Consider the following 15474-nt stretch of genomic DNA (forward strand, 5'->3'; position numbering starts at 1 on the left):
AGCGCCTTATTTTTCTAATTCTTTTAAAATGTCTTGTACTATGGTATAGTCATCAAAATCTGTTTTTACACCATTGATTTCCTGATAGGTTTCATGTCCTTTACCAGCGATCAATACGATATCTCCTTTTTCGGCCATTTTACTGGCAGTTTTGATGGCTTGTTTTCTATCTACAATAGAAATGGTCTTTTTATAATTCTGAGGTTGAACACCCGCTTCCATATCCTCAATGATGATCTGCGGATCTTCAGTGCGCGGATTGTCTGAAGTAAAAATGGCCTGACTTGATAGTTCAGAAGCAATATGTGCCATTTTAGGACGTTTCGTCTTATCTCTATCTCCTCCGCAACCAACTACTGTAATCACCTTTTCATTGTGCGTTCTGATAGTATTAATGGTTTCTAGCACATTTTTTAAAGCATCTGGTGTATGTGCGTAATCTACAATAGCTGTAATACCGGAATCAGAGACCAAATACTGAAAACGACCACTTACGCTTTCTAGCCCGCTCAAAAGACGAAGGTTTTCTATCTCTTCAATACCCAGAAGATCAGCTGTGGCATAGATTGCCAATAAGTTATATGCATTGAAATTGCCAATAAGCTTGGTCCAAACTTCATTGTTATTAATATTTAGTAGTAACCCACTAAGTTGATTCTCTAAAATTTTTGCTTTGTAATCTGCTATCGTTTTCAAAGCATATGTGTATTGTTTAGCTCCCGTATTTTGAAGCATTACCTTACCATTCTTATCATCAATGTTTACCAAGGCAAACGCTGATTTTGGTAGGTCATCAAAGAATTTCTTCTTTACATCTCTATATTCAGCGAAAGAATTATGATAGTCTAAATGATCATGTGAAAGATTTGTAAAAATCCCTCCCGTAAACTGTAATCCTTCAGAGCGCTTTTGATCAATACCATGAGAACTCACTTCCATAAAACAGTATTCAATACCTACTTCAACCATTTCATTTAAATAGCGATTGATAGTAATTGAATCTGGTGTAGTATGAGTTGCGGAAAATTCATTGTCACCAACCATCACTTTTACTGTTGACAAGAGTCCCGTTTTATACCCTGCTTTTTTAAACATTGCATAAAGCAATGTGACAATTGTAGTTTTGCCGTTAGTACCTGTAATACCAATCAGCTTTAATTTACTTGAGGGATTCTCAAAATAATTAGCTGAAAGAATTGCCAATGCTTCATTTGAATTAGAAACTAATACATAGGTAACTTTCTCATCTCTATGAGCAGGCATTTCCTCACAAATGATTGCAGCAACATGTTTAGACGTAACTTCTTCAATAAATTTATGCCCATCAACAACAGTTCCTTTAATTGCCACAAACACGTCGTCTTGAGATATTTTTCTAGAATCAAAGTGAATTTCAGAAACATTAATATCCGTTGGGCCATAAACAGCTTCGACAGATACTTTATATAATATGTCTTTTAAATTCTTCAACTACTTATGATAAATTGAGTTTAATGATTGACCCTTTTTGTATTTGTTTACCTGATTTTATGGATTGTCTTTTTACCGTTCCCACTCCATTTGTTTCTACACGAAATCCTAAGTTTTCCAATAATGCCACTGCATCCATACCCGACATGTTCTTTACATTAGGCACTTTCACATGACTTTTTCTGGCAACCTCCATGTATTTTTCAAAATCCTTTTCTACAACCGCATATTCAAATTCATTGTGATTTACCTCATCTAATAAAGGTGTGTCTGTATAAATTTTCTGTGCAATCTTTTTGAATACAGGAGCCGCCACCACATTACCATAGTACCCTTTCTTTTTATTGGGTTTATGGATAACAACAATGCATGAATACTTAGGATTATCAGCTGGGAAGTATCCTACGAATGACGAGATATATTGGGTATTGCCAGTCCAGTAATCTGTTTGGCATGTTCCTGTTTTACCAGCCATAGAATAGTTCTTATCATAGATATTAGCAGCTGTGCCTCGCTTCACAACATTTTCCATCATTACTTTCAGCTTATCTATGGTTTCTTGAGAACATACTTGCTGCTTAATAATCTCTTTGTCAAATTGCTCAATAACTTTATCTTGTGCTTTTACCTCTCTGATAAACCGAGGTTTTACCATTTCACCATTATTGGCCACTGCGTTGTAAAGTGCTAGTGTTTGTAATGGGGTTATATGCACACCATAACCATGTGTCATCCAAGCCAATGACGTACCATACCATTGTTTCTTATTCTCTGGATTGGGAATCACAGGTAAACCCTCACCTTTAATAGGCACATTCAATTTATCTCCTACGCCCATTTTATTCAATCCAGCAATGAACTTTTTAGGGTTGTTTCTGTAGTTTTCTTCAATAATTTTTACAATTCCCACATTTGATGATACTTCAAACACACGCGCAGTAGATATTTTTCCATACCCACCTCTATGTGAGTCTTTTACCCTTCTATCATAAATTTTAAGCGTTCCATCTTCAGTATCTATGACCTTACCTGTATCTACTACCTTATCTTCTAAAGCAACGATCATACTCATTAATTTGAATGTAGAGCCCGGTTCATGAGACTCGCCTACAGCATAATTCAAACGCTCATAGTACTTACCTTCTTTATTTCTACCAAGATTAGAAATGGCTTTTACTTCTCCTGTCTTGGTTTCCATCACCACAACACTTCCGTGATCCGCACTATACTTTTCCAGCTGCTCCAAAAGTGCATGGTGTGTAATGTCTTGAATATTTAAATCAATGGTAGTGTAGATATCTTTGCCATCAATAGGCTCTACCTCATTGTTATCATTCAAAGGTTTCCATTGTCCTTTTGCAATTTTTTGTTTGAGGCGTTTTCCATTTTTACCCTTCAAATAGCTATGAAAATTACCTTCAATACCTACTCTCCCTCTATAATCGTCATAACCTATATAGCGTTCTGCTATTTTACCTATGGGATGTTCACGCACGGTGCGTTGTTCAGTTATTAATCCACCTTTATAGGCTCCCAATTTGAAGATTGGAAACTTTTTAACACGCTGGTATTGGTTATAACTGAGATTTCTGGTGATAAATAGATATCTGTTCTTATTCTTTCTAGCTTTTCTTATTTTGTTTTCCCATTTACTAGAAGTAGCACCCAGCATACTCGCAAGCTCTTTACTCAATCCTTTAATACCCTTTTCAAATTCATCAGATGCTACCGTTACAGGGTCCATTCTGATATCAAATTTTGAAACCGATGTTGCTAATAAACTACCATCTGCTGTGTATACATTTCCTCTATTAGCAGGAATATCAAAATCACGAATGGTACCCTCCTGAGCCTTTTGCCGGTAGAACTCTCCTTTTAGGAACTGAATATCGACAAGCTTATAAGTAATTGCCAGAGCGAACAAGAACATAAAAGCTGAAATGAGATAAAGTTTGTTAAGTATGTTCTTTTTTTCTGTTGCCAATGAGTTAGTTTGTTACTTTAATTTTTTGCGGTGGATTTTCTGAGATATACAATCCTTTTTCTGCTAATTTTTTGGTGATTGATGATTCCATTTTTAACTTCATCAAATCTGAACGTGTTGCTACAAATTGTGACCGCAACTCACGTTTCTTTTTATTTAATTGCGCAATCTTCTGTACCTTATTATCTATGCTGTGTGAACTGGCAATCATGATCAAGGCTAGAAAGGCTAGAAAGATGAGTAAGCGCCAATTTTTTGGTGCATCTTCATCCACTAAAAATTTTCCTTTTAGCAGATCATACATTCGTTGTTTTACTGATGCCATTTATAATTTGGTTGCTATTCTTAGTTTGGCACTTCGTGCCCTATTGTTCATTTTTATTTCTTCTGCTGATGGTACAATGAGCTTTCCCTTTTTAAATGGAACTTGCACATTACCGTAAAAATCTTTCTCAGGCTCTCCTTCAAATAATCCACCGCGCACAAACCGTTTTACTAACCTATCCTCAAGGGAGTGGTAAGAGATAACACTCAACTTCCCTCCTTCTTTTAACAAGTCAACCGTTTGCTCTAAAAACTCTTTTAACACTTCTAATTCTTCATTTACTTCAATTCGAATTGCCTGAAATACCTGCGCTAATATTTTATGTTCTCTGTTATTAGGAAGGAATCGTTGCAACACTTCTTTTAATTGGAAACTGGATTTAATTTCTTGATCACTCCTAGCCTCAACGACTGTTCTTGCCATTGCTTTCGCATTTCTTAACTCGCCATATAAAAACAGTATACTTGCCAGCTTTCCTTCGTCATAATCATTGACCACATCATATGCTGAGATAGCGCCTTGCTGATCCATGCGCATATCTAAGTCTGCTTCAAAGCGAGTAGAAAAACCGCGCTCAGCTTTATCAAACTGATGTGACGACACACCCAAGTCTGCAAGAATACCATCCACTTGTTTTATTCCATGAAACCGTAAGAATCGTTTGATATACCTAAAATTCTCACTAATCAATGTAAATCGAGGATCATCAATAGTGTTTTGCAACGCATCAGCATCCTGATCAAAGGCAAATAGATGACCATCCTCACCCAACCTTTTCAAAATTTCTTTTGAATGACCACCTCCGCCAAAAGTGACATCCACGTAAATTCCGTTCGGATTAATTTCTAGACCATCAACACTTTCAAAGAGCAATACCGGATTATGATAACTCATCATCCGTCATATTTTCACCACCCATCACCTCTTCAGCCAATTCGGCAAAATCAACAGCTGCATCATCAATGGCTTTTTCATATCGCTGCTTATCCCAAATTTCAATGATGTTGACTGCTGATGACAACACCACTTCTTTAGAAATACCAGCAAACGAATGCAAATCTTTGGGTATTAATAACCTTCCGGCACCATCAAGATCTACCACTTTTACCCCTGCTGTAAATCTTCTTATGAAGTCATTATTTTTCTTCACAAACCGATTCAGCTTATTCACCTTTTGCATTAGGGTATTCCATTCCCTCATCGGATACAATTCCAAGCAGGGCTGAAAAACCGCACGCTTTAATACAAAGCCATCTTGAAGCACCGTAGTTAATTGTTTCTTTACCGGAGAAGGCAATAACAAACGTCCTTTTACGTCTGCCTTACATTCATATGTTCCAATAAGATTTACCACTTAATTACTTTTTGCTGAAGATTTTAATGACAAATATATAGATTTTTACCACTTTTTACCATATTTTACCACTTTGTTAATAACTTTTTATTTTGAGAAATATTGTACTGATTATGAAATAGTTAGAGAAGTTGTCTTTTAGGGAGAAGTAAAAGGCTTTCTATATTTAGATAAAATCTGTACTTTGACCCAAAATAGTTACTTTTGCCACTGACCACTTAACCGAGAAATATTTAATGGGAGACAACTACAAAAAAGAAGGTAAATTCAGTTACTTAGAATCTGGTGAAGGAAGACCTATTATTATTCTCCATGGCCTCATGGGCAATCTGAGTAATTTTGACAGTGTTTTTGATACTTTTTCTCAGAAAGGATATCAAATTTTAATGCCAGAGTTGCCTATTTATTCGTTGCCTTTGTTGAACACTAATGTAAAGAACCTAGCCAAGTTCATTAAAGAATTTACCGCATTCAAGCAACTAGATGATTATATACTTCTAGGAAATTCTTTAGGTGGTCATATCTCATTGTATTACGCTAAAAATTATCCTGAAAAAGTAGCAGGTATTGTCCTAACAGGAAGCTCTGGATTATATGAAAATTCTATGGGAGAAAGCTACCCAAAAAGAGGAGATTATGAGTACGTAAAGAAGAAGGCACAAGATGTTTTTTACAATCCAGAAATAGCCACGAAAGAGATCATTGATGACGTATATGATTCTATTAATGATAGAAATAAATTGATTAGAACATTAGCCATAGCTAAAAGCGCCATCAGACATAATATGTCAAAAGACTTACCAAATATGGAAATGCCCGTTGGTCTTATTTGGGGTAAAGACGATACGGTTACACCCCCTGACGTAGCTGAAGAATTCCATAAACTGTTACCCAATGCCACTCTGTATTGGATAGATAAATGTGGGCATGCCCCTATGATGGAACGCCCTGAAGAGTTTAATGTCTTTTTAGAAGAATGGCTTACTAAGGAACAACTCTAGTTTCTTCCTATGAAAATAAAATCTGCCGAGTTTATCATTAGCAATACTGATGTTGCTAAGTGCCCAAAAGAAATGCTGCCTGAATATGCCTTTATTGGTCGGTCCAATGTGGGAAAATCTTCGCTTATCAATATGCTGACAAATAGAAAAAACTTAGCAAAAACATCAGGCAAACCAGGAAAAACTCAACTAATCAATCATTTTAAAATAAATGGTAATTGGTTTTTGGTGGACCTGCCTGGTTATGGATATGCGCAGACTTCAAAAGATAAACGTAAAGTTTTTCAGAAGTTCATCACAGAATATTTCTTGAAAAGACAACAACTTAGCTGTGCATTTGTATTAGTGGATTGCAGACATGAGCCTCAGAAAATTGACTTAGAATTCATGCAATTCTTAGGTGAAAAAGGCATTCCGTTTTGTATTATTTTTACAAAGTCTGATAAACTAAAACCCGCACAACTCAACAAAAACCTTCAGAAATATCAGACGCAAATGCTGCGAAGTTGGGAGGAAATGCCCCAGTACTTTATTACTTCATCAACAGCAAAAGCAGGTCGAGAAGAATTGTTAGGCTTCATTGAGGAGATCAATCTTGATTTAAATTCTAATGAATAATGCCTTCATCGGTTTCAAATCTTGAAGTGCTTTACGAAGACAATCACTTGATTGTAATCAACAAGAAAGTGGGCGATATAATTCAGGGCGATAAAACAGGAGATACTCCGCTCAGTGAAGTCGTTAAATGTTACATTAAAGAAAAATACAACAAACCAGGAAAAGTATTTCTAGGTGTTGTACATCGGCTCGACAGACCGACAAGTGGTATTATTATTTTCGCTAGAACTTCAAAGGCGCTAGAACGCCTCAACAAAATGCTACGTAACAAAGAAATTAAGAAAACATATTGGGCAGTGGTAAAAAACCAACCACCAAAACGTTATGATTCCCTAATTCATTATTTAAAAAAGAACCCTAAAAATAACAAATCAACTGCCTATAGTAGAGAGACTGAAGGTAGTAAAAAAGCCACTTTGCAATATAAAATTATAAAAGAACTTGACAACTACTACTTATTAGAAATTGATTTAGAAACTGGTCGTCACCATCAAATACGTGCGCAACTTTCATCAATTGGGTCTCCTATAAAAGGAGATTTAAAATATGGTTTTAATAGAAGTAATAAGAATGGTGGTATTCATTTGCATGCACGAAAAATAGCCTTTACACACCCAGTTTCAAAAGAAAAAATATTTATAGAAGCTCCTTTACCAAAAGACCCTATTTGGGATAGTTGCACTTAATTTTTTAGTTTTTTAGATTTCTCTCTTATGATCTCAGCTACAGGTTTATTATCTATTTTACTCTCTAGCCATGATAAAAAATCTAAATACAAAAATGATCTTCTTTCATAAGGATCATTTTCAAACTGCTTTAATTTATTATATAACTTAACAAATTCTCCTTTCAGTTGATGCGGATAAATATCACCCAGTCCTCTTAAAAAAGAAATGATCTCTTTTTGAACATCATGCAAATCGTTCATTTTGATGAGAAACTTATAAGTGCTTTTTAGTTGAACTTCTAAATGATAATCAAGTCCTGCTTCATAATGAGCAATCAAACTTAAAATCCTAGAAAAACACATTAAGTCTTCACGCATTTTTAAAGTCCGGTTATTGATAATGATTTCCAGATATTCAATACACTTTTTGTAATCTCCCAATCCAAAATATAAACTCGCTATTTTATAATAGAAGAGCATTACATGATGTTCATCTATCCTGTTTCTGTATTTCTTTATTTTCTTTATAACATCTGGCACCAAAGCAACACCCTCTTCAAAAGCTCCTTGTAAAAAATAGAGATGAAACTTATTATTATATATGTATAGAAAACTAAGTACTTCTACATTGTCATCCTTTGGAAGTTCATCAGAATCTGTAATCGCTTCCATCTCTTTAAGTGCTCGCTCAAAGCGCTTAGGATACTGCAAAAAGAATAATGATTCTAACAAATAATTATTACCTTTTAAAAAGAAAACCGGATTCAAATTTATCATTGCTCGGTATTCATAAAATAAATCTACCCACTTGCGTGCGTATTTATAGCTAGAGAGAAAATCCTGCGTTAAAAAGCTATACCATAAATGCGATTTATAGAGCCACAATTTTTCTCTAAATCCTAGTTCGCTAAAAGTATATTTTGGTAATCTATCATTAAAATAATTAGTAATTACCTGATATTCTTCATCATTCTTTACATAGCCTTGCTTCAACAAGATACCATAGAGTTGCAATGACAAGTTTGAAAGTTTACTAGCAATTACATTCTGCATGCTCAACTCTTTAGCTTGTATTGTTAGTTCATCTGCCCTACCGCTAATACTTCTAGTAATGTATTGCGATTCAATAATTTTCTCAAGTTCTACTATTTCATAGGCTATATTTTTCTCTTCATGATCAACAGCCATGTTCTTAGCCTTATCTAAAATTTTCAATGCCTGTTTATACAACCCCTTGTGATATAAGATGGTTGCAAAATCTAACTGCTCTCTAATTTGAATCCTAATATTCTGATGTGATGGATTCAGACGCAAACTAATAAGAATTTGCTTGTACAAGTGCGCCTTTAGATTTGAAAGTTGTGCTTTTTTGACAATTCCTGCCTTTAAAATCTCAGCTTCATTGTACTTAGGTATCTTTTCTAAAAGATTAAACAACGCCAAAAATTTTGATTCAGCATTTCCCCCAATCCTATTGACATATAGCTTAAATTGGCGTTTTTCTGACTTAGAAAGCGATTTTACCAATACAAACAAATTATCTTTTTGTGTATTAATCATTGTACCAATTAAGAGGTTAAAATATTGACAAACAAAACGTTAAATAAAGGTAAACTTAGTTAAGCATTGTAAAAAAAATGAAGCTCCTAAGAGCTTTCATAAAACCAAAATATAAATTCGTACTCATAAAAAGAAATATTTCTTTAACTAATGAATACAGATAAGGTTCAAATTTTTGATACCACCCTACGTGATGGTGAGCAAGTACCCGGCTGTAAATTAAATACAGAACAAAAATTGGTCATTGCCAGAAGGCTTGATGAATTGGGTGTAGATATTATAGAGGCAGGATTTCCTATTTCAAGTCCTGGTGATTTTAACTCAGTCGTTGAAATTTCAAAAGTGGTAAATAATGCCACTATTTGCGGGTTAACGCGATCAGTAAAAAAAGACATAGAAGTTGCGGCAGAAGCACTAAAGTATGCTAAGAAACCAAGAATACATACAGGTATTGGCACTTCAGACTCTCATATTCAACATAAGTTCAAGGCTACAAGAGAAGAAGTTCTAGAACGTGCTGTTTCAGCTGTAAAATATGCTAAGTCTTTTGTGGAAGATGTAGAGTTTTACGCTGAAGATGCTGGAAGAACTGATAATGAATTTTTAGCACGTGTTTGTGAGGAAGTCATAAAAGCTGGTGCAACTGTTTTAAATATTCCCGATACTACTGGTTATTGTCTTCCAGAAGAATATGGCGCTAAAATGAAATATTTAAAAGAAAATGTAAAAGGTATAGATAAAGCTACTTTGTCTTGCCACTGCCATAATGATCTTGGTTTGGCTACTGCCAATTCAATTTCGGGTGTTATTAACGGAGCTCGTCAAATTGAGTGTACAATAAATGGCATTGGTGAGCGCGCAGGAAATACCTCTCTAGAAGAAGTAGTTATGGTATTGAAGCAACATCCATATCTTAACTTAGACACCAATGTTAATACACAGCTATTGTATAGTACTAGCAGGTTAGTTTCTGAAAGTATGGGTATGATTGTTCAACCTAACAAAGCTATTGTAGGTGACAATGCTTTTGCGCATAGTTCAGGTATTCATCAAGATGGTGTGATTAAAAACCGCGAAACTTATGAAATCATAGATCCAAAAGACGTTGGTGTTACTGAGTCGGCTATTGTTTTAACAGCAAGAAGTGGAAGAGCAGCTTTAGCATACAGAGCCAAAAAAGTTGGATATGAATTGACCAAGGACCAATTAGATGAAGTCTATGCAACCTTCTTAACTTTTGCTGATAGAAAAAAAGAAATTCAAGACGTAGATATTCATGAGATCATGAAGGTCTGTGAAAGTGTAAACTCAATACCTGCTTAACATGGGTAAGACATTATTTGATAAGGTGTGGGATAGTCATGTGGTAGACACGATTGAAAATGGACCACAAATCATCTATATTGATAAACATTTAATTCACGAGGTCACCAGCCCCCAGGCATTTCAGGAATTGGCACAGCGTAATATTCCAATATTCAGACCACAACAGATAGTAGCCACCGCCGATCACAATACTCCTACTATAGATCAACATCTTCCTGTAAAAGACTTACTCTCAAGAAATCAACTAAAACAACTTACTGAAAACTGTAAAAAGAACAGCATAGAACTCTATGGTTTAGGGCACCCTAATAATGGCATTGTGCATGTTATTGGTCCTGAATTGGGCATTACGCAACCAGGCATGACCATTGTTTGTGGTGATAGTCATACTTCTACACATGGTGCTTTTGGCACTATTGCTTTTGGTATTGGTACTAGTCAGGTAGCTCAGGTTTTTGCCAGTCAATGTTTATTGATGAGTAAACCTAAAAAACTGAGAGTTAATGTAAATGGCTCACTTAAAAAAGGTGTTTTACCTAAGGATGTAATCCTCTATATTATTTCAAAACTAGGCACGAATTCAGGTACCGGTTATTTCTGTGAATATGCGGGAAGTGTATTTGAAGAAATGTCTATGGAAGGCCGTATGACCGTATGCAATATGAGTATAGAAATGGGTGCCAGAGGAGGTATGATTGCCCCTGATGAGACCACTTTTGAATACATTAAAGATCGTGAGTTCGCCCCAAAAGGTTCTGAATTTGATAAAAAAGTAGCCTATTGGAAAACGTTGAAAACGGATGAGGATGCTGTCTTTGACCAAGAATATCATTTTGATGCCAAAGATATTGAACCAATGATTACCTATGGTACAAATCCAGGTATGGGTATAAAGATTTCCGAAACAATTCCACAGGAATCTGATGCTTCTTTTGAAAAGTCATTGGCCTATATGAATTTTGAAAAAGGTCAATCTTTATTGAATCATCCAATTAATTATGTATTCATAGGTAGCTGTACGAATTCAAGAATAGAAGATTTTAGGATTGCTGCAGAATATATTAAAGGTAAACAAAAAGCTGCGAATGTTACTGCCTGGTTTGTACCGGGCTCAAGGCAGGTAGCTAAACAGATTATAAGCGAAGGCTTAGACACTGTTTTTACGGAGGCTGGTTTTCAATTGAGGCAACCAGGCTGCTCTGCTTGTTTGGCTATGAATGATGATAAGATTCCTGAAGGTGAATATTGTGTATCTACCTCTAACAGGAATTTTGAAGGACGGCAAGGTCAAGGTGCTAGAACCATTCTGGCAAGTCCGTTGGTGGCTGCAGCAACGGCTGTGGCAGGAAAAATAGTAAATGTATTAGATGAAATTGAAACTTTAGAATTGGTGTAATATGGAAAAGTTTAAACGATTTACATCAACAGCAGTGCCCTTATCAACTGAAAATGTAGATACTGACCAAATCATTCCGGCACGTTTCTTAAAAGCAACCGATAAGAAGGGATTTGGCGACAATGTGTTTAGAGATTGGCGTTTCAATAAAGATGGTAGTGTCAACACCTCTTTTGTCATGAATAATCCGCTATATGGTGGAAGTATCTTAGTGGCAGGCAACAATTTTGGTTGTGGTTCGAGTAGAGAACATGCTGCATGGGCATTAGCAGGATATGGATTTAAAGTAGTTATAAGTAGTTTTTTTGCTGATATCTTTAAAGGAAACGCTTACAATAATGGCATTTTACCCATTCAAGTATCTCCTCATTTTTTGGCAACTCTATTCTCTGAAATACAAACAAGCCCAAAAACTCAGTTAGATGTTGACCTTGAAAATCAAGTAGTGAGCATTGTGGGTAAACCCATTCTAGAAAAGTTTGAAGTAGATATGTATAAAAAATTATGCCTCATCAATGGTTATGATGATATTGACTATTTAGTGAGTAACAAAGAAAAAATAGAGGCATACGAAAAACAACGAAGCATATGAAATTAGATATTGCAGTATTAGCAGGTGATGGTATTGGTCCTGAAGTTACACAGCAGGCAAAAAAGGTATTAGAAGCCATTGCTTTTAAATTTGATCATACTTTTTTGTATAAAGAAGCTCTGGTAGGTGCCATTGCAATTGATAAAACAGGTGACCCCTTGCCGTCAAAAACACTAGATGTATGTAGCAATGCAGATGCTATTTTATTTGGTGCTATTGGCGATCCTAAATATGATAATGATCCTTCAGCCAAGATACGACCTGAGCAAGGATTATTAAAATTACGCAAGTCACTAGGGCTGTTTGCAAATATTCGTCCTGTAAAAGCATATGAAACCCTATTAGACAAATCTCCACTAAAGAAAAATATCATAAAAGGAACAGATATTAGTATTTATCGTGAGCTAACAGGAGGCATCTATTTTGGGGAGAAGAAATTAAGTGATGATGGCCAAATGGCTTCTGACCTTTGTATGTATACCGCTGATGAAATTGAACGTATTTCACATTTGGCATTTAAAGCAGCGCAAAGTAGACGTAAAAAATTAACATTGGTAGATAAGGCTAATGTCTTGGAAAGCTCTCGTTTATGGCGCAAAGTGGTGACAGAAGTTTCAAAAAAATATACAGATGTTGATTTAGATTTTCTATTTGTAGACAACGCCGCAATGCAATTGATATTGAACCCTAAGCAATTTGATGTGATCTTAACAGAAAACATGTTTGGCGATATTATTTCTGACGAAGCCAGTGTTATTGGGGGCTCCATAGGATTGTTGGCTTCAGCTTCTGTAGGTGAAAAATTTGCCTTATTTGAACCTATTCATGGATCTTATCCTCAGGCTAAAGGTAAGGGCATTGCCAACCCTGTAGCTTCTATATTATCGGCTGCCATGTTATTAGATCATTTTGAATTGTATGAAGAAGCCGATCTTATAAGAAGAGGTGTAGAGCGTTCATTAAAATTAAAGATCTCTACACCTGATATTAATACGGAGCATGATAATGTGACCACAGATAAGGTAGGTGATTTTATTGCCGATTTTATTGAGCACCCAGAAGATACAAACATTAATTTTAAAAATATTCACATAGGACAATCCACCATTATTTAATTGATTATTTGAATTAGTACGTTAGATAGTAGTTGATTTTAAAGAAGTACATGTTGACTCATGTACTTCTTTTTCATTCAGCCAATTTTACTGTTTTTTGAAGCTTTGCACTTTTGATAGCAGCTTCCAGTATTTCCATAACCAACATATTATTTTCTAAAGAAGATAAATCATAGGGTTTGAGCATTACTTTTCCTCTTACGACTGCTGCCAATAAAGAAAAAGGATCATTATATGGACTCTTTAACTCTGGTAATTTCTCTTTTTCTTCCTGAAAACCATCATAACCTTTAGCAATACGAATACGCAAATCATTTCGATTATCAGCATATACTGCACCAGTAAGGCCATACACTTCCATATCCTTTCTTCCTATAGGCCAGTTCCAGGAAGCTTGAATAATGACTTGACTATCATCATAAGCAACAATGATCGTTGCTTCATCATCTACTTTAGGTTATTTTCTTTTTGCAATTGTTGGGTAATTGCAGTAACTGAAATCGGCCGCTTTCCACCCTGCAACCAGGTCATCAAGTTGGCACCATAACAACCAAAATCCATTAAGGCTCCTGCTCCATTTTCTTCAGGATCTAATAACCAATCTAAAAACTCTTGATTAATCCCTAGTTTAACGGGACCTCTATGACCATCCCTAACAATCACTTTTCTCAAATCACCTATGCTTCCAGATTCCAAAATATCTTTTACTTTGTGATTGGAAGGATACCAAGTGGTTTCGTAATTAGTCAATAAATGAATATTGTGCTTTTGAGCTAAAGCTTTCATTATCTTAGCATGTTCTAAACTGACTGCCAATGGTTTCTCTACCATTACATGAATGCCTCTGGGAGCACAAATTTGTACTACTTCCAAATGTTCTTTAATACTTCCAAAAGCCGTGATTGCCTCAGGTTTCTTAGCTTTGATCATTTCCTCTAAGGAATCATAGACCAAGTCCATAGAAAAACCATGTTGCTTGGCATAGCGTTCGGCAAGAGCGCGATTGGGTTCAGTAATACCTACAATTTCTATATGTCCTATATCATCACGGCCTAGGATCCAATGAACATGGGTATGTGTAAGTCCAGCAATACCAACTCGCAAAGGTTGTTCTTGAGCAAAGTTGATAGCACTCGTTAAAAGAACTATTAGAACAATTATTCTTCTAGGACTCATAAATTAACGTAGATTATTCATTCTTTTGATATACTCGTATCCAATCTACATACATATACTGAGGAAAGGTAGTAGTATCATCAGGATAATCTGCATAAGTACCTCCAACAGCAATATTTAGCAACAGAAAAAACTCATGATGAAATTCAGAGAATTCATCAGAAGTAATAGAAATTGACGCATACTGTTTTCCATCAACCGACCAACTGATTTTTTCTTTATCCCATTCCAATTCAAACACATGAAAATCATCGGAGAATTTGCCTTTTGGTAATTTGTAGCCTTTTGCTCCCATCATAGCATGAGAGCCCGATTTGTCAGCATAGTGTAAATTGGCCTCTATCAGCCCATTATCTTTAGAACCGTAGAGCTCTAAAATATCTACTTCACCACAAAATGGCCAGGGTGTATCACCTCCATTTTCATCAATGTTGTTACCCAGCATCCAAAAGGCAGGCCAAATACCTTGACCCTCAGGCAACTTGATGCTAGCAACTATCTTACCATATTTCCAAGCCTGTTTATTAGCAGTATTTAAGCGTGCTGAAGTGTACTGATTAAGACCATGGGTATCACTTTCATGAATGGCTTTAATGACCAGCTGTCCATTTTCTACATAGGCATTTTCGTCACTGTTGGTGTATCGCTGCCATTCTTCATTAAAACGTCCAGCTTTTTCAACTTGAAAATTCCAATTATTGCTATTGAGGTTACCTTTTTCAAACTCATCTGACCATACTAATCGCCATTCTGAATCAGAATTATGAAAGTTATTTTTCTTTTCTTTTTTCATGCAAGATATAGTAAGTATTAATAGCAATAATGCAAATGCAATAGAGAACCTTTTCATTTCATTGTTGAATTAAATATAAAGATAACACTAAAAACAT

General features: G+C 35.5%; 16 protein-coding genes. 7 read left to right on the forward strand and 9 right to left on the reverse strand.

Going from position 1 to position 15474, the window contains the following annotated elements:
- Positions 1–6: 6 nt before the first annotated feature.
- Genes AC1EU5_RS06790 through mraZ form a run of 5 tightly spaced genes read right to left on the reverse strand, consistent with a single transcriptional unit; the run spans position 7 to position 5133 of the window.
- Positions 7–1470, reverse strand: a complete 1464-nt coding sequence (locus tag AC1EU5_RS06790; protein WP_480191615.1) for a UDP-N-acetylmuramoyl-L-alanyl-D-glutamate--2,6-diaminopimelate ligase — start codon at positions 1468–1470, stop codon at positions 7–9.
- A 4-nt stretch (positions 1471–1474) separates the two neighbouring features.
- Entirely contained in the window at positions 1475–3454 is a 1980-nt protein-coding gene (locus AC1EU5_RS06795; RefSeq protein ID WP_480191616.1) for a penicillin-binding protein, read from the reverse strand.
- A gap of 4 nt (positions 3455–3458) precedes the next feature.
- On the reverse strand, positions 3459–3779 hold the full coding sequence (locus AC1EU5_RS06800) for an FtsL-like putative cell division protein (RefSeq protein WP_480191617.1): 321 nt from the start codon (positions 3777–3779) through the stop codon (positions 3459–3461).
- Positions 3780–4673 carry a 16S rRNA (cytosine(1402)-N(4))-methyltransferase RsmH gene (gene rsmH / locus AC1EU5_RS06805; RefSeq protein WP_480191618.1) on the reverse strand — a complete coding sequence of 298 codons (894 nt, stop codon included), beginning with the start codon at positions 4671–4673 and terminating at the stop codon, positions 3780–3782. It lies immediately after the preceding gene.
- Positions 4660–5133 (reverse strand): division/cell wall cluster transcriptional repressor MraZ, encoded by a 474-nt coding sequence (gene mraZ, locus AC1EU5_RS06810; protein ID WP_480191619.1) that lies wholly within the window; start codon positions 5131–5133, stop codon positions 4660–4662. The genes rsmH and mraZ overlap by 14 nt, the downstream gene beginning before the upstream one ends.
- 236 nt (positions 5134–5369) lie before the next feature.
- Here mraZ and AC1EU5_RS06815 point away from each other — a divergent pair, with 236 nt between their 5' ends.
- Genes AC1EU5_RS06815 through AC1EU5_RS06825 form a run of 3 tightly spaced genes read left to right on the forward strand, consistent with a single transcriptional unit; the run spans position 5370 to position 7438 of the window.
- Positions 5370–6134 (forward strand): alpha/beta fold hydrolase, encoded by a 765-nt coding sequence (locus AC1EU5_RS06815; RefSeq protein WP_480191620.1) that lies wholly within the window; start codon positions 5370–5372, stop codon positions 6132–6134.
- A gap of 9 nt (positions 6135–6143) precedes the next feature.
- The gene (yihA, locus tag AC1EU5_RS06820) at positions 6144–6752 is read left to right on the forward strand and encodes a ribosome biogenesis GTP-binding protein YihA/YsxC (protein ID WP_480191621.1); all 609 of its coding nucleotides are present in this window, start codon (positions 6144–6146) and stop codon (positions 6750–6752) included.
- Positions 6752–7438, forward strand: a complete 687-nt coding sequence (locus tag AC1EU5_RS06825; RefSeq protein WP_480191622.1) for an RluA family pseudouridine synthase — start codon at positions 6752–6754, stop codon at positions 7436–7438. The genes yihA and AC1EU5_RS06825 overlap by 1 nt, the downstream gene beginning before the upstream one ends.
- On the opposite strand, the gene AC1EU5_RS06830 is transcribed toward AC1EU5_RS06825, so the two are convergent.
- A complete protein-coding gene (locus AC1EU5_RS06830; protein ID WP_480191623.1) occupies positions 7435–8979 on the reverse strand; it encodes a hypothetical protein in 1545 nt (514 codons plus the stop codon). The genes AC1EU5_RS06825 and AC1EU5_RS06830 overlap by 4 nt on opposite strands.
- A gap of 150 nt (positions 8980–9129) precedes the next feature.
- Between AC1EU5_RS06830 and AC1EU5_RS06835 the strand changes: the two genes are divergently transcribed.
- Genes AC1EU5_RS06835 through leuB form a run of 4 tightly spaced genes read left to right on the forward strand, consistent with a single transcriptional unit; the run spans position 9130 to position 13408 of the window.
- Positions 9130–10302 (forward strand): 2-isopropylmalate synthase, encoded by a 1173-nt coding sequence (locus tag AC1EU5_RS06835; protein WP_480191624.1) that lies wholly within the window; start codon positions 9130–9132, stop codon positions 10300–10302.
- A 1-nt stretch (position 10303) separates the two neighbouring features.
- A complete protein-coding gene (gene leuC / locus AC1EU5_RS06840) occupies positions 10304–11701 on the forward strand; it encodes a 3-isopropylmalate dehydratase large subunit (RefSeq protein ID WP_480191625.1) in 1398 nt (465 codons plus the stop codon).
- Between the two features lies 1 nt (position 11702).
- Positions 11703–12293: a 3-isopropylmalate dehydratase small subunit gene (leuD, locus tag AC1EU5_RS06845; protein ID WP_480191626.1), complete on the forward strand. Its 591-nt coding sequence runs from the start codon at positions 11703–11705 to the stop codon at positions 12291–12293.
- A complete protein-coding gene (gene leuB, locus AC1EU5_RS06850) occupies positions 12290–13408 on the forward strand; it encodes a 3-isopropylmalate dehydrogenase (RefSeq protein WP_480191627.1) in 1119 nt (372 codons plus the stop codon). Before leuD ends, leuB begins: the two co-directional genes overlap by 4 nt.
- A gap of 73 nt (positions 13409–13481) precedes the next feature.
- Here leuB and AC1EU5_RS06855 read toward each other — a convergent pair whose 3' ends face one another.
- The 3 genes from AC1EU5_RS06855 to AC1EU5_RS06865 form a co-directional block, all read right to left on the reverse strand.
- The gene (locus AC1EU5_RS06855) at positions 13482–13769 is read right to left on the reverse strand and encodes a hypothetical protein (RefSeq protein WP_480191628.1); all 288 of its coding nucleotides are present in this window, start codon (positions 13767–13769) and stop codon (positions 13482–13484) included.
- An 86-nt stretch (positions 13770–13855) separates the two neighbouring features.
- The gene (locus AC1EU5_RS06860; RefSeq protein WP_480191629.1) at positions 13856–14584 is read right to left on the reverse strand and encodes a Gfo/Idh/MocA family protein; all 729 of its coding nucleotides are present in this window, start codon (positions 14582–14584) and stop codon (positions 13856–13858) included.
- A 13-nt stretch (positions 14585–14597) separates the two neighbouring features.
- Positions 14598–15377 carry a glycoside hydrolase family 16 protein gene (locus AC1EU5_RS06865; protein WP_480191630.1) on the reverse strand — a complete coding sequence of 260 codons (780 nt, stop codon included), beginning with the start codon at positions 15375–15377 and terminating at the stop codon, positions 14598–14600.
- Positions 15378–15474 lie beyond the last annotated feature (97 nt).

The sequence above is a fragment of the Maritimimonas sp. 2405UD52-3 genome (assembly GCF_056591715.1).